Consider the following 18,101-nt stretch of genomic DNA (forward strand, 5'->3'; position numbering starts at 1 on the left):
CCATCGCAAGCCTCCATGTGCTCGCAACGTCGAATCAGATTTTCACCGACTTGGGAATCCCCAGCGTGAGTCAGCCTCAGCGCACATTGGTATAACGCGTATTGCCTTGCTTCAGTCTCGCGTTGCGGTCGGTTCGGCAAACCTTGTAAACTGGTCCGCGATGTCCTTCAGAATTGCGAGAAATGCCTCGCGGTTTTCCTGGCCCACAATGGCTTCAAATTGGGCGTCATGCGCTTCTGCATGGGCGCGCAATGTTTGCAGATTGCTGGTCCCTTCCTGGCTGAGCGAAAGGCGGATGCGGCGCTGATCCTCTGGGTCGCGATCTCTTACAATGAGGCCTTTACGGCTGAGCTCGCGAAGCGAGGCTGTAAGTGTGGATTTGTCCCGTCCGCTGGCCTTGCTCAATTCGGTTTGGGTGATACCGGGATTGTTATGGACAATGGTGAGCAGGGCATACCACCCAGGCCATATGTCTGACTCGCCCACCTTTTGCGCGAAAGCTGCAAATGACGCTTCCTGCGCTCGGCGCAGTTGAAAAGCGAGGACTCCATCAAGACTTTTTGTAAGCTCATGATGTGCCTGTGGGCTTTTGAGCCGGGCCCGGCGAACGGGGCGCTTTGCCATCTCTGAAGATTTCCTGAGTGCCTGATATGACAAAAGCTCTCGGGCATCTCCGAATGAAGCGCAAGAGATTTGCAACCGATATACGGGGTTATCAGCGCTGCAACCGCGAACGTTCTCGCGGTGTCCAGCGGAAACCGCATACCGCGTTGGGGGTGGCCCCAACGCGGCATGGATTCGGCACCTTGCGGATCGAGTCTATCGCTTGGCCACAATTTGCGGCGCCGTTTCTTTGAGAAAAAGTGCCACCACAGCTCCTACCACCAACACGACATCAACCGTCAGCAGGGTCAGTTTCAGTCCGCCAGCCATGGCAATGGCACCGCCGATCGAGGGGGCAACGCCACCGCCGAAAATCTCGCCAAGGCCGATTACCAAACCCATTGCGCTGGACGCCATCGTCGACGGCACGCATTCGCCTGAAATGGGCCCTGCCAGCAATGCATTGGCCCCACAGCAGCAGAACGCAGCCATGAACAGCGCGGCAAAGATTGCCGCCGGCGCCTGAACCCATAGGACGAGCGCCGCCAAAGCCGCCGCGCCCACAATGAAAGCGATAAAGAGTGAAGGCTTGCGCCCAATTCGGTCAGACAGAATACCCAGCAAGATCTGGCCCACAAAGCCACCCAGACCAAAACCCGACATCACGAAACCCATGGTCACGCTGTCCAGCTTCACCACGTCCGTGAGATAGACCGGGGCCATCACGCCAAGAACGAAGATGCCGCTCATCGAACAAAAGATGGCGGGAATGGCGATACGGATGTTGCGATAGGCCAAAAGCGCAAGCCAGTTGGACGAAGCGGCCTCGTGATGAGCTGCCAGTTCGGGATTGACCGGATCCCGCAGAACGCGCCACAGCATAAATGCAAGGATCAGGCCCGGAATCGACACGAGCATAAAGACATCGCGCCAGGATGGCAGGATGGCGGCCAGTTGCGTGGCGATGATAGGGCCTAGTGCAAGGCCGCCCAGTGCAAACGCCCCCTGGATGATGCCCAGATTGATCCCGCGGCGGCTTGCCGGCGACGCGTCAAGCGCGGCGGCATAACTGGTCGGGCAGTAGGCGCCCTCGGCGACCCCCATCAGCAAGCGTGCGATGAACAGTCCGGCAAAGCCAGTGGCCAAACCACTTACACCCGACAACAGCGAAAAGGCGACGACGGCAGGAATGATGATCTTGCGCCGACCGATCCGATCGGACAGTCGCCCCATGATGATGGCGAACACCCCCCATGACAGGCCGATGGCCGCTCCCAGATTGCCTAGATCCTGATAATTAAGGTGCAAATCATGCATGATCTGCGGGGCAAGCGGCATGATCAACCAGCGATCGAGACCCACGAGGCCAAAACCCGCCGCCAGCAGCCCCAAGGCGCGCAATTCGTAACGGATATTCGCTGTCGTCGTTGCAGACGCTGCTGGATTTGATGGCATAGTCGGCCCCTGAATGCGCCATCGTGTCGCAACGATAGGCGGAAATGGATGTGGCAGATCAGCAAATGGGATTCTTAGGCGTGCAGTTGGAAAAGGCGCGGCCTGTCTTCAGTCCGCAGTCGGATCGCCGCTCGCCTCTCCGCTAGTCGGCGCAGCACCGCCCATTTTCACCACCGCCTGACGTGGCTCGACGTTCAGCAGGAGTTGGGTGGCATCGGCGCGGCAATAGTGTCCCGCGGGGTCAAAAACCGATTTGGCTGCGACAATCGCTTCGATGTGGGCGTCGGCATACAAAATACCCTCGGCATCCTCAGGCAAAAGCTCGACCAGCGGTTTGCCGTCTGGGCCATAGATCATGCTGCATCCGCCACCTGCGACGGCGCCATCGGCATTGAGTAGCCCGACCTTCTCCTCCGTGTCGCAAAGGAGCTCGATCATCTCCTTGCTGGTGACCGCGCTGGAATGGAGAACATAGCAGCCCCCCTCGATGGCATGCACTTGGCTGACGGCCAGATTGGCCTGTGCGGTCAGGCCATAGGTAATTTCCTTGTACAGCGTGAAGGACGGCCAAGAGGCGACATGGATCTGTTCGTTCTGGGCGAACAGAGCGAATTTCGACAGGGGCTGGACATGTTCGGCGCAGCATAGCGCGCCAAGGCGACCGAGCTTGGTGTCCACCACTGTCAGGTCCGAGCCATCGCCCTCGCCATAGACGGTACGCTCGACATGGGTGGGCTTGAGCTTGCGGCGATGGAAGAGCAGCTGGCCCTCATCGCTGAAGGCCACTTGCGAAATATAAAGGGTGGCATCCATCTTTTCGCTAAAACCGAGGACAACATGGATCTTGTTGGCCAAGGCTGCCTGCCTGATACGCTCAAGTTCTGGTCCGTTGACGGCCACGGCGCTGGCATAAAGGCGCGGCAGGAACTGCGCGCCCCATGCCGGCGCACCCAGCCAGGCCCACCATGGGTAGCCGGAGATCCATACCTCGGGAAAAGCCAGCAGGTCGGCGCCATTGGCCGCGGCTTCCTCAATCAGCGCGATGGTCTTGTCGACCGTGGCATCGGCGTTGAGATAGACAGGCGCGGCCTGAACAACAGCCAGCTTGACGGAATTATTGATCATGTTCGCTCCCACGCATAAATCCGCGCTCGATACGTTGCGATCCCGGTCTTTCGGGCCGCGCTTTCCTGCTACTTCCTTGACGGCCAGACCGTCGGGTGACCATCCGGGGTGATCATGAAGCATTCGATGTCCAAAATGCGGGCGTCGACGATCTTGAAGATCTCATAGATGATGAAGCTGAAGGGGTGGTCGGATTTTGGGCCATTGTTGCTTTGCAAACCCGGCTCAACATCAAGGCGGCTGATACCGACCACGATCCCGCGCGCTTCATCAGTCAGCGGGTAGCGGCGTTCGCGCACATGGGGGATCCAACCGAATTTGGTGACACCAATATCGCAACTGTCCGAGGTGATGACGCCGGGCTTGTTGGTGTTGGTCGTGGGGGTGCCGTTTTCCGTGCGGTTGCAATCGGGATGAAAGGGCACAATCGCGGGATTATGCTCCTGGATCGACTCGAAATAGAGATCGGCGATGCGGCGCAACTCATGCGCAGGCACCCGCTCGTTCTGGGGCAGCACATCGCTCCACATCGGTTTCGGCGTATGAACGCCTGTGGGATCATAGAGCAGATCCTTGGGACCAGCGACCACTTCTTCCATTTCGCTGATCTTGTGTCCTTCAATCTTCAGGCGCAGAAAATAAAGCGCAGGATCGGCATCGCGCCGACGCACCACGCCCATGAACACAGCCTGTTGATCAACGGGACTCACAATGGTGGACCGGCCGGTGATGATGGTCGCATCCTGCCATATCCCGTCCTTGAGATCGGTCTTGCTGCCGTTGCGATAAATCAGAGCGTTGGGGGTGAAAACCAGCTTTGATGCATCATGTGCTTCCAGCCCAAGCAGAACATCATGCACTTTGTCGAGAAGGCATCCCCTGTCGCAGGTCACAGCCGTGGCAGCAACAAGATGGGGGGAGCGATGACCCGATGCGACGGGATTGGCCGCAACTGGCATTGTCCACGTCAGGCATCCCAACGCAGGGGCCAACCCTAGGATCCATCTTTTCATACCCTGATCCTTTCGATCTGCATTCAAAAAGCGGCGGGCAGGATGACGGAGACATCCCACCCGCCTGAGGCAGGGTTTTTAGAACTTGCCGCGGATGCCCACCGTAAAGTAGCGCCCCATCACACTATGCACGGACTGAGCGGCTGGATAGAGCACGCCCGGAAAGTAGGAGGCGTAAAGCGGAGCCTGACGGTTGAAGAGATCCGAGACATTGAAGAAGGGCTGGAAGCGCCCATCAGCAATGTCGACGCTCATCGTCACATCGGTGTAGAACACATCAGGGATCTTATTCGAGGCACTGTCGATCACAAAGGTCGGGCGCGTCGAGCGCAGATAGCCGCCGATCCACCGTTCCTGAACGAAGAGATTGAAGTTGTTCAGGTTGTAGTTGACCGAGAAATTGCCGCGCCACTTGGGATAGCCCGATGCATTGCCATCGACCGACGTGTTGGCCGTGCCCGCCAGTTCTTCGTCGCTGGCCAGCGCGCTCGTTTTCAGCTTGATGTGCGGAACGTAGCTTGTCAGCGCGCGGAACGTGATGTTGCCCGCGCCCAGGTTGTGGCGATAGCTGGCTTCAAAGTCATAGCCCTCGGTCATCAGCGAAGCGCTGTTGACCGGCGAGAGCGCCACGGCGATGGGCGTTTTGCCATCGGCCGCATAGCTGATGAGGGCGCATACGGGCGACGTGCCGTTGCTGGCCACGCAGTCATTATACGTGGTCTGCGCATCGTTGGTCGAAATCGCGTCCTTCAGGCGCAGGTGATAGAAGTCCAGCGACATGCGCAAGCCCGGCACCTGATGCGGGGTATAGGCGATACCGATGCTGGTGGTGTCTCCCTTTTCCGGCTTGAGGTTACGGTTGCCAACGGTGGTCTGGATCACGTTGACCGAGCCCGATGCGGTGGTCACGGCGTTGGCGCTGACCGATGCGGTGGCAAAAAAGTTATAAAGTGTGGGCGCCCGAATATCGCGCGACTGTGTCGCACGGATGCGCAGGTCGTCGAACGGCTCGTAAACAAACCCGGTCTTCCAGGTGACCACGCTGCCGCTGGTCGAATAATCGGTGAAACGGACGGCACCGTTGAGCGTCAGCGACTTGCCCAGCGGACCTTCGTTGAGAAGCGGCACTTCGGCTTCGCCAAAGGCCTCTTTCACATTATAGCTGCCACGTGCAGAGCCGACATTGGTCCAGTCATAGGCTGTGGCGCCGTTTGGAACGTTGCGGATGCCGGTGAAGTCCACCGGCAAAGCGGGGTCGGAGTTGCTGGACTGGTTAAGCGATTGGTGGCGGTATTCTCCGCCCACCGCCAAGGACACTGGCCCTGCCCACAGCGAGAACGGCGAGCCGGAAATGCTGGCCACGATATCGTCCATCTGGTTGACGATCTTGTAGATCGAGGTGCCCCGCACATAGGCCGCGGCAGCCGCCGAAGGAGAGCCTTCACCAAACAGGTTGAGCGGGCTGCATCCGGGATAGAGGTCGGGGTTGGTCAGCGTAACCCGGCAAACGATGTTGCCGCTTCCGTCTTTGACGGCATCCAGCGCGGCATAAAGTTTGCGGTTGTCGAATTCATTGGCGTTCACCGTAAGGGAGTTGCGACCGTGCTCGTAGCTCACGTTCCACTTGTAGCCGCCCAGCGACCCCGACAGGCCTGCCGTGATGTTGTAGTTGGTGTTCACCGCCGAGGAGGTGCGTAGGCCCAGATCGCGGTTATAGCGCGACATAGCGACGGCATTGCCACCATTCACGGCGGCCAGGGTCGCCTGATCGGCGGCGGAAAGGAAGGCGTTCGACGGGGAAATCAGCAGCCCGCCAAAATTGAAGTCATTGCCATATTGGCTGCCGTTTTCGGCGCGGGCAAAGCTACCCTGAAGGAAGCCTTCGACCTCAGGGGTAATCTCATAAGAGATACGGCTGAAGGCCTGTGTCGTGTTGACGCTGCCGGTCAGACCCAAGCCATCGAAATGCGCGCCGTCGCCGCCAACGGACTGGCCGGTGTTGCCAATGGGCGTGCCGGGGTTGAATACGCTAAGCTGACCGTTTTTGAAGGTCTGGCCCGATGCCGGGATCAAGCCGCCAAACGAAGAAAAGTTGAAGCGCGCATTGGCATAGGTTTTGAGAGGATCAGCTGCGGTGCCTGCGCCCACCAGCGTGTAGATGCCATCGCCAAAGCGACGGGCCGAACGGCTGTTGATCGCCGCCTGCTGATAATGCTCGACGCTGGCGATGATATGGCCTTTGCCCTGCGCGAACTCTGCGCCGCCAGCGAGGCCCACCTTCCAGCTTGGCGCATCGCCAAAGGTCGAAACGCCAGAGCTGGCTTCGTATTTCAAGCCTTTGAACTTGCGATCGAGGACATAGTTGACGACGCCGCTGACCGCGTCCGAGCCATAGGTGGCCGAAGCACCGGCGGTCACGATTTCAACGCGCTTGACCAGCATCTGCGGCAAGGTGTTCACGTCCACCCCGCCCGAAGAGCTGGTCTGGATGGCGCGCTGGCCATCGAACAGGATCAGCGCGCGCGAGGTGCCAATGCCGCGCAGGTTGAGGTAATTGCCGTTCGAGGGAGAGTCGGCGTTTGTCTGAAAATAGCTGGTCGAACTGGAGGAGTTCGACAACTGGGGAAGCTGGTTCAGAGCGTCGGCCAGGCTGCCCGGTGATGCCTTGAGGAGTTGCTCGGTGGAAACAGCCGTTACCGGCGTTGGCGCCTTGATGCCGTCGGTGGCCAGACGGGTGCCCGTCACAACGATCTCACCGGGCGTCGATGCCGTAGCGCCCTGTGCTGGTGCGGCTTCTTGCGCCATTGCTGCCGTCGCCGGGAATGCCAGCGCGCTGCTTGCAAGCAGCGTAAATATATAGGCCTGCTTCATATAAATCCCTCAATTTTGATAGCCACTATCACGCCCGCACCGCCCGCTCGGTTGGCGGAAATGGGGGACGCGGAATTGTGTGCCGCGTCTTGCTTGAGAGCCGCGTGCGGTTTTTCTCCGAGTAGGCCTAACGTGGAAACGGACAGACGGATTTTGGCAGGCGGAACCAAATTTGGTCTATTCCGGCCCCGGCCCGACTCGTTACCTATGCAGACCCGATGGCGAGACATGGGGACCGCCATCACACCCCATGGCGTTGCGGAATTTGTCCATGCTGCCTAAAGCACACACATTCGGCCAGATTTCGGGAATCGCTCGGTTCGTTGGGACATTGCAACGCCGGGGCCATTGCGTTGCGGACGTCTAAAGGATAGATTGGCCGTCAGACCATCCGCAAAACGAGATGGCCGGGAGCAATCCCAATAGTACGCTTCGCAGGCGGATGACAATTCTTTCAGGATCTTGGCGGTTTTGAAGCAGATTTCGCGTGCTCGTGGCGGGGAGTGAAGAATGGGCGTGGGGGCAGATACATTTCGAAACGAGTCGTCCGATTTCCTCCATTGGCGTGACGCGGTTTGCGATGCTGTGGTCGATCTGGACTGTGCCAAACCCAGCAATTCTTCATTTCACGGCACCATCTTATCACGCCCGATGCGCGATCTGCGCATGATCAAGGTGGCCGCCACGCCGCATCAGGTCACGCGGGACCGTCAGCGTGCCGCCAAAGCGACAGAGGAATTCGTGCTTCTCAGCCAGGTCGTTTCCGGCAGTTCGACCCTATTTCAGGGAGGGCGCGAGGCGCGTTTGCGGGCGGGTGACTTCGCTATTTATGACACCACCACACCCTATCAGATGGTGCTTGATAGCCCATTTGAAATGAATGTCGTGCGGATCGAGCGCAGCCGCTTTGCCCGTCATGTCAGCGACATCAGCAATCTGACGGCTTTGGCTGTTTCAGGCCGGCGCGGGACGGGCCGCATTGCATCGATGCTGATTCAGGAAACGCTGTCTCAGTTCGATGACATAGGCGATCATGGGGTCAGGCAACTCAACACCACCATGCTTGCGCTGATTGCGGCGGCTTTGACCGAGGCGGCGGGCGAGCGTCTGGTCGACCGGATGAGCGAGCCTCGCCATTTGCTGGTTCAGCGTGTGATCCGTCTGGTGGAGGATGAGCTGGGCAATGAAGAGCTCAATTGCGACTATATCGCCCGCCGCCTGGGTGTTTCGGACCGCTACCTGCGCAAGTTGTTTTCCGAGCGCGGGTCCAGTCTGTCAGATACGATTTGGGACCGTCGCCTGATCGAGGCACAAAGGCAGTTGGGTCAGGTCGTGACCGTGCAAAAATCGGTCACGACCATCGCCTATGAGTGCGGATTCAAGGATTCCGCCCATTTCAGCCGGGCTTTTCGCAGTCGCTTTGGCATGAGTCCGCGTGAATTCCGCAATCAGCGGATCAAGGGTTAGACCCCTCTACGCAATATAGGTTTCGTCCAGCATTGCGATGTCGGGACATCCGATCAGCGCCAGCGTATTGTCGATTTGCTGACTCAGCAAGGCAAACACGTCGTCAGCACCGCGTGCACCACGCGCCGCCAGACCGTAAAGCAAAGGTCGTCCGATCAACGCCCCAGCTGCCCCCAGCGCTATCGCCTTAACGACATCGGCGCCGTGGCGGATGCCGCTATCGAGCAGCAGGGGCAGTTGGCAAGCGCGCCGAATGGCGGGCAAGGCATCGATGGGAGCCATCACATCCTCGATCTGACGGGCACCGTGGTTGGAAATGATGAGGCCGTCCACACCCAGTTTTTCACAATGGCTGGCATCGCCAGGAGCCAGAATGCCCTTGACCAATAGCTTGCCCTGCCAGGCATCTCGCAGCACGGCAAGGGCTTCCCAATCAAAACTGGCGTCCATCTGGCGGCCCATCAATGCCGCCTGCGCCTCGACATCGCCCGTGCCCGCGACACGGAAATGCGCTAGTTCGGGCCATCCGGCGAATACCTGACGCAGGCTCCACACCGGATGGGTGGCCGCGTCCCACATGATGCGTGGCGTATAGCGGAAGGGCACGCCAAAACCGCTGCGTTTGTCGCGTATGCGTTCACCATTGACCGCCACATCGACCGTCAACACCAGCGTAGTGCAACCGGCTGCCGCCGCCCGGCGCACGAGATCTTCGGCAAGATTGCGCTGCACCACATAGAGCTGGAACCATATCTCGCCGGAGGTGGCCGCTGCCACTTCCTCAATGGTGCTCGTTGATGCGGTCGAAAGGCAAAAAGGTATGCCCATCCGCGCCGCGGCCTTTGCCAGCGCCAGATCGCCGCCGGGCCTCACGACCCCATTGAGCCCCATCGGAGCCACCGCAAATGGGGCTGCCCAGGAAGAACCCAGCGGAGCGACACTTTGCCGGCGTTGCTGCACATTGACGAGCCGACGCGGGCTTAACAAATATTTGGCGAAGGCATCACGATTACGGTCAAGACCTCGTTCGGATCCCGCGCCGCCTTCCACATAATCATAGACCATGCGTGGCAGGCGGCGCTTGGCTTCACGACGATAATCGTCGATCGTCGGAAGGGGGAGGGGCGGGGCCATCTCAGTGGTGATCCAGCCAAACGTCAAGCACGGCACAACGCTTTTGCTCGCGCACTACCCTCAGTGCTTCGGCAATGGCTTCGTCCACCTGCGCCGGGTCAACGATCTGGCGCCCCCAGGCATTGCCAGAGGCCTTTGCAATGCCGACATAATCGGGTGCGGGATCGAAGGAAGTGTCAAGGCCATTGGCATGCGCCGCAAAGCCGTCGGGGTGAACCGCCAGCGTTGAGAGCTTGGGCGATTTCCATCCCCGATTGTTGAAGATCACCTGAAGGAAAGGTGCCTCATAGCGTCGTGCCATCCAGTGCACCGAGCTGGGCACCGTGAACATGAAGGAACCATCGCCCGTCAATGCCACCACGGTCGCATCAGGGCGGGCCAGCTTTACGCCAATGGCCGCACCGCCATTGTATCCCAGCGATCCACCGCCGCTGGTGAAGATCTGTCCGGGCATATTCAGGCCGAGATGGTTGAACACGGTGTGATAATTCGAGATCGCCTCGTTCACGAAAAGCATTTGATCATCCTGCGCCGCCCGCAGACGGGAGACGAAATATTCGGGCGTGATGGTGCCGCTTGGCATCGCCTCCAATGCGCCCAGTTCGGCATCGCGTTCCGCGTGACGGTGCGCGTAATGTTGCTGGCGCTCGGCCACCTGTGCCGCATCCACCATCTTACCGTCCAGCCAACGCAGCAATTGCTCCAGCGCCGTGGCTGCATCCGCGCGGCAGACTGCTTCCGCATTGATGCGCCACAATGGCATCTGTTCCTTCAAGGGGTCGACGTCTATGTGGAAAATGCGGGCATCCTCGGCCGGTTTGGACACGGTGGGGATCCAGGGGACATCACTGTCGATCACCAAAACGACATCGGCTGCGGCAAGATCCTGGTTTTGCCGGGGCTGGTTCCACTGATTGCCCAGATAGAGCGGGTGGTCATGCGGGAAATTCATAGCGTTGGGCACCGATTCCAGCACGCCAATTCCAAGCTTTTCGGCAAGGCGGACCAATGGTGCAACCGCTGCCGGATTACGGCCCACAAAAGAGGTGACGATCAGTGGTCGCTTGGCCGACAGCAGGGCCGATCCGATAGCGTCGAGCGATGTCATCCCAAGCGCGGCCGGTTCGATCGCCTTCCAGCGCGCGGCATCATCGGGGGTGGGCGTGACTTCCTCTTCCATCACCTCACGCGCGCCCATCAGATATGTCGGCCCTTTGGGATCGGAATTGGCGAATTGGAGAGCGCGGTGGACCAGTTCCTTCACATTCTTGCCCGTGCGCAGTTCGTTGTCATAGCGCATATAGCTGCGGACCAGTCCGCGCTGATCGTGAACATCCTGAATCCACTGGATGAATTCATTCCGGCTCCCTTTCATCTCACCATGCTGCGTAAAGGGGGATGCGCCGGCAAAAATCAGCATTGGCGCATGTCCTTTGGCTGCATTGTGCACGGCGCCTGCCAAAGCCTGCGTGCCACATTCCACATGTACAACCACAGCCTGCGCTACGCCACTGGCCTGCCAGAAACCATGCGCCGCGCTCATGCCTACCATTTCATTGGGGCAGGTCACCACGTCAGGAATTCTGCGTCCGGCTGCGCGCGCCTCGGCAATCGCTTCGACAAGCGCAGGGTGGTCGCTGCCCAGATTGGCGAAGATATAGGAAACCCCATGCTCAATGAGAGCGTCGAGAAAAGCGCTGGAGGTGGTGTACATAGAAAATCCCGAGGTTTGATGCGCGTTTCAGACAAGGTCCGAGGTGCTTGTGTGAAGCGGCTTGATTGGATCGCCTGGGTAGGTTGCCGCTCAGAGCGAAGCCGAACCCTTGGTACTGAGCGCCGGACAAATGCTCGATTCACGGCGGTAAAGCCTGCCATTTAGCGACAGGGCCCGGATCGCGGTATCGGCGTCAAAACCATTGACCTCGGTGACAGCGGGCACATTTTTCGAGGGTTCGCGGTTCATAGTGTTTTCCTGTGACACTCCGCATCAATATAGTTTGAAGGCAAACTATATCAAGACCCATCTGTCATACCGAGTTTGCCATTTTGACCTGTCTGATTCCTATTTAAACATATGATTTTAAGTCATAAAAGGCGCGTCGAAATTGAATTGCCGATTTCCAAAATGAACGGCAACGAACGATTTTATGATTCTTACCGGCTTTGGTTCCTGAGGAAGCCACTGCGTCGGAAGAGGCGTTGGGGGGGAGGGAATGGGCCGCAATCGCAGTTCCTTTGCAGTCAAGAAATAGTCTCGCCCTGAACAATTGCCGGACCGCATTATCGCTCATGATCGCCCCCACCGAATGAACGGTTGCGCTATGACATCAGGGGGATTTATGAGGAAACACACCCTACTAATGTGCTCAATTCTAGGTGGTTTTTGTTCGTGGGCCGGGCAAGCCCACGCTCAGGAAGAGGCACCCAGGAAAGAGGCTGAGGTCGGCGAGATTGTTGTCACCGCACAGCATCGTACTGAAAATATTCAAAAAGTTCCTATTGCTATCAGCGCTTTCAGCGGGGAATCACTGCAGCAGCGCGGATTGGGCAAAATCAGCCAGGTGGCGGCGTTCACGCCCAACGTCGAAATCAAGACCAGTGCGGCCTTCGCCGGCTCCTCGCAAATTCTGGCTGCGTCGATCCGTGGCATCGGCCAGAATGACTTTTCCTTCAACCTCGAACCGGGCGTAGGCGTCTATATCGACGGGGTTTATTTTGCGCGTTCGTTGGGCGCTGTGGTCGACCTGCTCGACCTGCAGCAAATGGAAGTGCTCAAAGGCCCGCAGGGCACGCTGTTTGGCCGCAACACGATCGGCGGCGCACTGAATATCACCACGCGCGCGCCGGACAAAAACTTCCGCTACGCATTTGACGCCACCGTGGGCAGCTTCAGCCGTACCGATGTGCGCGGCTCTGTCGACTTGCCGCTGGTGGAGGACAAGCTGCTGTCGCAGGTGTCGTTCTCGGTCAAGAAGCGCGACGGCTATCAAAGGCAGATTGCCTTTCCGGGCGCTGCGGGCACGGTCAACGATCTGGGCAGCTATGTCACCGCCGGCAATCAGAGCGGCGGCACCACGCGCGGCGATGAAAATCAGGTCAATTTGCGCGGAAAGCTCAAGTGGATCGTCAACCCGGACCTGAATGTGCTGCTGGAAGGCGACTACACGCATGTCGATCAGGGCGCTCGTCCGATCACGTTGATCAAGACATTTGCCGGGGGCAGCGATGGTACGCTGTTTTCAGCCTATAACGGTTGCGTCGCCGGCGCGGCGCCAGCCTTTTTGTGCAGCAAACGCGGAACGGTGGGCACCAGCTTTTATGGCGCCACCAATCGGCTGTTCATCAGCGATGCCTTCGTAACGGGCAACATTGACACAACCTATGCCCGCGGCAGCAACTACGACAAGCTCAAGACATGGGGCGGCTCGGCCACGGTTGACTGGACGCTTTCATCCAATGCCGCGATCAAGTCGATTTCGGCCTATCGCGAACTGCATTCCTCGTTTGGCAGTGAAAATGCAGGCACGCCTTTTGGCGCAGGCGATGCGTCCTTCACCATGAATCAGGCGCAGACTTCGCAGGAAATTCAGCTCATCAGCTCTGCCTTTGACAACCGCCTGAAGAGTGTTGCGGGCCTCTATTATTTCAACGAAACCGGTAATCTGACCGATATGCCCGTCCTGGGCGAAGGTCTGGTGCAGATCTATGGCCGCAATTATTTCCTCAATGATGCCTATGCTGCCTTCGCGCATGAGCATTTTGATGTGACCGATCGTCTCGGGGTCACTTTTGGCCTGCGTTACACCAAGGAAGACAAGCGGTTTGAAGGACAGCAAAAGGATCTCAACTCCTTCTTCCTGCGTTCGCGCGGTTATGACCCCAATCTGCCGCTGCCCCCGTCGGCCAAGGCTTTGCTGCCCGATCCCAACGATCCCACGCGTATCTTCCCGCTGGGCGTCAATCGCCAGAGTTTCTCCAATGCCTCGATCAAGGCGGGCCTGGAATACAAGCTGGCCCCGGCTATCATGACCTATTACTCCTATTCGCAAGGCTTCAAGTCGGGCGGCTGGACCGCGCGCCTGACCGATGTCATCAGCCCGCCTAACGACATCTCGCAACTGACCTTCAAGCCCGAAAAGGCCCAAACGCATGAAATCGGACTGAAAAGCACTCTTTTCGGCCGCAAACTGCGCCTGAACATCGCGGCCTTCAACACCGATTACACCGATATTCAAGTTACACAGTTTGTCGGGATTTCGCCGGTCATCAAGAATGCCGGCAAGGCACTGATTCGCGGCGCGGAAGCCGAGGCGCAAGGCCAATTCGGCGAATTCTCGATCAATGCCAGCCTTGGTTATATGGATGCTCATTACACCTATCTGGCACCGGGCGTGACCTATTCGGTGCAGAGCGCGCTGGTCAATACGCCCAAGTGGTCGGCAACCCTTGGCGGCCTTTGGCATCATGATTTGGGCGATGGCAAGGCCATTTCGACGAACCTTGATTATACCTACAAGAGCAACAGCCATCCCGACGCTGAGAACTCGCCCTATTTGCAGTCGGGCAATGTCGGGCTGCTCAATGGTTCGATTTCTTACACCGCAAAGGATGACCGTATCGGGCTGACCTTTGGCGTGCAGAATATGACCGACAAGCGCTATGTCACGGGCGGCTTCGACCAATCAGGCGTTGGCCAGATCGGCTTCGTCTCTGCCACCTACAGCCCGCCGCGCCAATGGTATCTGACGCTGCGGGTCAAAGGCTGACCATTTGAAGCATAATAGAGAGGGGCGGCTGTGCCCCTCTCGATTCGTCATTAAACTTCTATAACTTGGCGATAGTTTCGCATCGGTGCCTATGGCGCGAGGCGCAATTCTGCCGGCATCGAAAGAAAAAAGCCCCGGCCATCCGTATAGGATGGTCAACGCCTACGATTAGTTTAGCTGACATCAGCTTGCAGTATTGGACAAGCTGATGTCAGCAATTGCGCTGTTTCGCCCCGCCCTCCATCAGTTGGGGAAATGCCCGTTTTGTGTTTCGACGGTGATCCAGCGTGTTTCGGTGAAGCTGTCGATGCCCTGACGGCCGCCGAAGCGGCCGTAGCCCGAGGCGCCGACGCCGCCGAAGGGCATCTGGGCCTCGTCATGGACGGTGGGGCCGTTGACGTGACAGATGCCGCTCTTGATTTGCTTGGCCAGACGCAGGCCCTTGGCGATGTCACGGGTGAAGATCGCCGCCGAGAGGCCATATTCGGTATCATTGGCCAGCTCGATCGCATGGGCCTCATCGCGCGCGCGGATGATGCCGACCACCGGGCCGAAGCTCTCGTCGCGGAACAGCTTCATCTCCGGCGTCACCTTGTCGACCAGATGCGCGGGCATCACGACATTGAGCGTGGTTTCCCCGCCCGTCAGCAGCACCGCGCCCTTGGCCACGGCATCGTCCACCAACGAAAGGCAATGCGCCACCGTTTTGGCATCGACCACCCCGCCCAGCGGCGTGTTGCCCAAACGCGGGTCGCCCGCGGTCAGGGTCTTGACCTTGGCGGCGAATTTCTCGGCAAATTCATCGGCCACATCCTCGACCACGATGATCCGCTCGGTGCTCATGCAGATCTGGCCCTGGTTCATATAGGCGCCGAAAGCCGCGGCCTTGACCGCCTCGTCGAGATCCGCATCGGCGCAGATCACCAAAGGCGCCTTGCCGCCCAGTTCGAGCAGGCAGGGCTTGAGATGCTCGGCGGCACGCCGCGCGATGATCTTGCCGACCCCGGTCGATCCGGTGAAGTTGATGCGTTTCACCTCGGGCGCGTCGATCAGCGCGCCGACCACCTCCCCTGCGTCTTCGGGCGCATTGGTCACCACATTGACCACGCCATCGGGGAAACCCGCCTCGGCAAACGCCTCGATGATCAGGGCATGGGTGCGCGGGCAGGTTTCGCTGGCCTTGAGGATCACCGCGTTGCCACAGGCGAGCGGCACGGCAATGGCGCGCACGCCGAGGATGATCGGCGCATTCCACGGGGCAATGCCCAGGATCACGCCGACCGGCTCCTTCAGCGCCATGGACAGGCAGCCGGGCTTGTCGGACGGGATCACTTCGCCCGAAATCTGGGTGGTGAGACTCGCTGCCTCGCGCACCATGGAAACGGCCAGACCAAGGTTGAACATCGCCCAGCCCGCCGTCGCGCCGATCTCGCCCATCATCGCGGCAAGAAAGTCATCCTTCTTGGACGCCAGCGCATCGGCCGCCTTTTGCAGCACCGCGCGGCGCGCGTTCGGACCCATCGCGCCCCACGCAGGCTGCGCCGCCGCAGCACGCGCAGCAAGGGCGGGAATGTCAGCGGCCTGCATGGCATGGGCGATCGACGCCACCTCACCCGTGATCGGGTTCTTGCGTTCAAAATTCATTGGTTTGACCTCTTCCCGAAACCATTTAACCCCACGCTGCTCCAATTATAGTTTTATGTCAAACAAAATGCTCGCAGTCTGCCGCCCTCTGTGCTGCTGACCAACCACCTGAAGGCCCTCAAGCTGCCCACCTTCGCGCCCGAGCATGAGAAAGTGGCCTTCGAGGCCGGGCAGTATCGGGCCGAGCACTCGCGCTATCTGCTGCATATCCAATCCGGAAATCGGCCACCCACTGACCCCCATCCTCGGCCATTGCACGACAATGATGCCTGAGGATCAACGCCAGAACGCACTACGTGGCCAGGCCAGCGAAATCCTGGCTCAGTCATGGAAGGTCGTTCCAGAGCTGGTCGAGATGCTTCACGTCCGTATCGGCGGCGCCCGAAACGTCGAAATCCGATAACCAGCAGCGTCAACGTGGGGCTCTCGCACCGCTAACGCTTATTTTGGCCATCCTGCATGAAAAGATGGATCTGATCGCGCAGCTTGGCGACCGTTTAGGCTGAGGCGACCTTATGCAGATGCGATTTTGCCACAGCATCGAGATGCAGTGAAAACACGTCGGGCCGCGCATAATGGCCCGCCACATCCAGTTCATAGCGCGCCCGCACCACATCATCTGTGTCGATGGTCGCGGCCAGCACGCCTTCGCCCCAGCGCAGGGGCCCGGCCAGAATCTCGCCCATCGGGTTGACGATCACGCTGCCCCCCTTGATCAGCTCGGCCTCTGGGGCCAATCCGGCAATGGCCGCATAATCCTCGGGCGCATCGGCCCGCGTCATATACTGGCAGGCGCTCAGCACGAACATGCGGCCTTCATAGGCAATATGGCGCATCGAGGACTGCCAGATCTCGCGCTCGTCCACCGTGGGAGCGCACCACAGATCGACCCCTTTGGCATACATCGTCTGGCGCAGCAGCGGCATGTAATTTTCCCAGCAGATGGCCGAACCGATCCTCCCCATCGGCGTCTCGATGACGGGCAGGGTGGAGCCATCGCCCTGCGCCCAGACAAGCCGTTCGCTGGCCGTGGGCATCAGCTTGCGATGCTTGCCGAACAATGACCCGTCCGGCCCGAAAAACAGCGCCGAGCAATATAGCGTCGCGCCCTCGCGCTCAATCACGCCGACCTGAAGCGTCCCGGGTTTCCCGGAGGCTCCTATTTGTGAGAAGGAGCATTCGTGATGAGCAAAACCCGGAACAAGTTTTCGCCTGAGGTGCGCGATCGCGCCGTGCGCATGGTTGGCGAGCATCGCGCCGATTACGGCTCGGAGTGGGAGGCGATGACTTCGATTGCCGGCAAGATTGGCTGCACAGCCGAGACGCTGCGCCGCTGGTGCCGTGAGGAGGCGAGCCGACGAACAGCACCAGCGGCGCAGGTGACCGATGACAAGGCCCGGCTCGAGCTACTGGAACGTGAGGTCAAGGAACTTCGCCGGGCCAACGAGATCCTGCGCAAGGCGTCGGCGTATTTTGCGATGGCGGAGCTCGACCGCCACGGCAAATGATGATGTCGTTCATCGACGCCCATCGCGAGGACCTGGGTATCGAGCCGATCTGCCGTGAGCTGGCAATCGCCCCGTCCTCCTATTATGAACATGCCCGGCGCCTTGCTGATCCCGCCAAGCGCCCAGCACGTGCGCGCAGCGACGAGGAGATGCGCGGGCAGATCAAGCGCGTTCATGAAGCCAACTATGGTGTCTATGGCTCGCGCAAGGTCTGGCACCAATGGCGGCGCGAGGGCGTTGCGATTGCCAAATGCACGGTGGAACGACTGATGCGCACCATGGGTCTGGCAGGTGTTCGCCGTGGCAAGAAGACGATCACGACCGTCAGCAATCCCAGGACACCGTGCCCGCTCGACAAGGTCAACCGGGAGTTTCGCGTCGCCCGGCCCAACGCCTTGTGGGTGGTCGATTTTACCTACGGTGCGCCTCGCGAGCATATGACTGGAATGCGAAGGAGAAAGGAGGAATTGAATGAATGCCATGCCCTCTGCTGCGAGGGGGCATGAGCCCAAGCG

13 protein-coding genes, 1 pseudogene and 1 other annotated feature are annotated in these 18,101 nt (G+C 59.3%); of the genes and pseudogenes, 4 read left to right on the forward strand and 10 right to left on the reverse strand.

Going from position 1 to position 18,101, the window contains the following annotated elements; all coding sequences use genetic code 11:
* Positions 1-111: 111 nt before the first annotated feature.
* From FHT19_RS24040 to FHT19_RS24060, 5 genes are all read right to left on the reverse strand, one after another.
* Positions 112-624, reverse strand: a complete 513-nt coding sequence (locus FHT19_RS24040; RefSeq protein WP_168558076.1) for a MarR family transcriptional regulator — start codon at positions 622-624, stop codon at positions 112-114.
* A gap of 195 nt (positions 625-819) precedes the next feature.
* On the reverse strand, positions 820-2,058 hold the full coding sequence (locus FHT19_RS24045; RefSeq protein ID WP_168558077.1) for an MFS transporter: 1,239 nt from the start codon (positions 2,056-2,058) through the stop codon (positions 820-822).
* Between the two features lie 108 nt (positions 2,059-2,166).
* Positions 2,167-3,306, reverse strand: coding sequence for a carbon-nitrogen hydrolase family protein (locus FHT19_RS24050; protein ID WP_248290641.1), 1,140 nt, complete (start codon positions 3,304-3,306; stop codon positions 2,167-2,169).
* Positions 3,252-4,142 carry a hypothetical protein gene (locus tag FHT19_RS24055; RefSeq protein WP_169477092.1) on the reverse strand — a complete coding sequence of 297 codons (891 nt, stop codon included), beginning with the start codon at positions 4,140-4,142 and terminating at the stop codon, positions 3,252-3,254. The genes FHT19_RS24050 and FHT19_RS24055 overlap by 55 nt, the downstream gene beginning before the upstream one ends.
* Positions 4,143-4,274: 132 nt before the next feature.
* A complete protein-coding gene (locus tag FHT19_RS24060; RefSeq protein ID WP_169477093.1) occupies positions 4,275-7,001 on the reverse strand; it encodes a TonB-dependent receptor in 2,727 nt (908 codons plus the stop codon).
* Positions 7,002-7,577: 576 nt separating this feature from the next.
* Between FHT19_RS24060 and FHT19_RS24065 the strand changes: the two genes are divergently transcribed.
* Positions 7,578-8,534 carry a helix-turn-helix domain-containing protein gene (locus FHT19_RS24065; protein WP_168558081.1) on the forward strand — a complete coding sequence of 319 codons (957 nt, stop codon included), beginning with the start codon at positions 7,578-7,580 and terminating at the stop codon, positions 8,532-8,534.
* A gap of 6 nt (positions 8,535-8,540) precedes the next feature.
* Here FHT19_RS24065 and FHT19_RS24070 read toward each other — a convergent pair whose 3' ends face one another.
* The 3 genes from FHT19_RS24070 to FHT19_RS24080 form a co-directional block, all read right to left on the reverse strand.
* Positions 8,541-9,668, reverse strand: coding sequence for an alpha-hydroxy-acid oxidizing protein (locus tag FHT19_RS24070; protein WP_168558082.1), 1,128 nt, complete (start codon positions 9,666-9,668; stop codon positions 8,541-8,543).
* A 1-nt stretch (position 9,669) separates the two neighbouring features.
* Positions 9,670-11,382 (reverse strand): thiamine pyrophosphate-requiring protein, encoded by a 1,713-nt coding sequence (locus FHT19_RS24075; protein ID WP_168558083.1) that lies wholly within the window; start codon positions 11,380-11,382, stop codon positions 9,670-9,672.
* 90 nt (positions 11,383-11,472) lie between these two features.
* On the reverse strand, positions 11,473-11,631 hold the full coding sequence (locus FHT19_RS24080) for a hypothetical protein (RefSeq protein WP_168558084.1): 159 nt from the start codon (positions 11,629-11,631) through the stop codon (positions 11,473-11,475).
* A 376-nt stretch (positions 11,632-12,007) separates the two neighbouring features.
* On the opposite strand from FHT19_RS24080, the gene FHT19_RS24085 reads away from it, so the two are divergent.
* Positions 12,008-14,434 carry a TonB-dependent receptor gene (locus tag FHT19_RS24085; RefSeq protein WP_168558085.1) on the forward strand — a complete coding sequence of 809 codons (2,427 nt, stop codon included), beginning with the start codon at positions 12,008-12,010 and terminating at the stop codon, positions 14,432-14,434.
* A 243-nt stretch (positions 14,435-14,677) separates the two neighbouring features.
* Here the strand turns inward: FHT19_RS24085 and FHT19_RS24090 are convergent, their stop codons facing one another.
* The gene (locus FHT19_RS24090; RefSeq protein WP_168558086.1) at positions 14,678-16,078 is read right to left on the reverse strand and encodes an aldehyde dehydrogenase; all 1,401 of its coding nucleotides are present in this window, start codon (positions 16,076-16,078) and stop codon (positions 14,678-14,680) included.
* Between the two features lie 90 nt (positions 16,079-16,168).
* Between FHT19_RS24090 and FHT19_RS24095 the strand changes: the two genes are divergently transcribed.
* Positions 16,169-16,351, forward strand: coding sequence for a hypothetical protein (locus FHT19_RS24095; protein WP_168558087.1), 183 nt, complete (start codon positions 16,169-16,171; stop codon positions 16,349-16,351).
* Between the two features lie 224 nt (positions 16,352-16,575).
* Here the strand turns inward: FHT19_RS24095 and FHT19_RS24100 are convergent, their stop codons facing one another.
* The gene (locus tag FHT19_RS24100) at positions 16,576-17,202 is read right to left on the reverse strand and encodes a carbon-nitrogen hydrolase family protein (RefSeq protein ID WP_248290642.1); all 627 of its coding nucleotides are present in this window, start codon (positions 17,200-17,202) and stop codon (positions 16,576-16,578) included.
* Between the two features lie 60 nt (positions 17,203-17,262).
* Between FHT19_RS24100 and FHT19_RS24105 the strand changes: the two are divergent.
* Positions 17,263-18,005: pseudogene (locus tag FHT19_RS24105) on the forward strand (IS3 family transposase); the annotation flags it as partial.
* Positions 17,544-17,658 (forward strand) — a sequence feature (AL1L pseudoknot). It overlaps the preceding pseudogene by 115 nt.
* Positions 18,006-18,101: the final 96 nt, after the last annotated feature.

The organism is Novosphingobium sp. SG919, assembly GCF_012932495.1.
In the GTDB taxonomy this organism is placed as follows: Bacteria; Pseudomonadota; Alphaproteobacteria; order Sphingomonadales; family Sphingomonadaceae; genus Novosphingobium; species Novosphingobium rhizosphaerae.

Coding starts and splice junctions, on each gene's coding strand:
- FHT19_RS24040 (WP_168558076.1), bottom strand. CDS start 624: ATGGCAAAGCGCCCCGTTCGCCGGGCCCGGCTCAAAAGCCCACAGGCA.
- FHT19_RS24045 (WP_168558077.1), bottom strand. CDS start 2,058: ATGCCATCAAATCCAGCAGCGTCTGCAACGACGACAGCGAATATCCGT.
- FHT19_RS24050 (WP_248290641.1), bottom strand. CDS start 3,306: ATGCTTCATGATCACCCCGGATGGTCACCCGACGGTCTGGCCGTCAAG.
- FHT19_RS24055 (WP_169477092.1), bottom strand. CDS start 4,142: ATGCCAGTTGCGGCCAATCCCGTCGCATCGGGTCATCGCTCCCCCCAT.
- FHT19_RS24060 (WP_169477093.1), bottom strand. CDS start 7,001: ATGGCGCAAGAAGCCGCACCAGCACAGGGCGCTACGGCATCGACGCCC.
- FHT19_RS24065 (WP_168558081.1), top strand. CDS start 7,578: ATGGGCGTGGGGGCAGATACATTTCGAAACGAGTCGTCCGATTTCCTC.
- FHT19_RS24070 (WP_168558082.1), bottom strand. CDS start 9,668: ATGGCCCCGCCCCTCCCCCTTCCGACGATCGACGATTATCGTCGTGAA.
- FHT19_RS24075 (WP_168558083.1), bottom strand. CDS start 11,382: ATGTACACCACCTCCAGCGCTTTTCTCGACGCTCTCATTGAGCATGGG.
- FHT19_RS24080 (WP_168558084.1), bottom strand. CDS start 11,631: ATGAACCGCGAACCCTCGAAAAATGTGCCCGCTGTCACCGAGGTCAAT.
- FHT19_RS24085 (WP_168558085.1), top strand. CDS start 12,008: ATGAGGAAACACACCCTACTAATGTGCTCAATTCTAGGTGGTTTTTGT.
- FHT19_RS24090 (WP_168558086.1), bottom strand. CDS start 16,078: ATGAATTTTGAACGCAAGAACCCGATCACGGGTGAGGTGGCGTCGATC.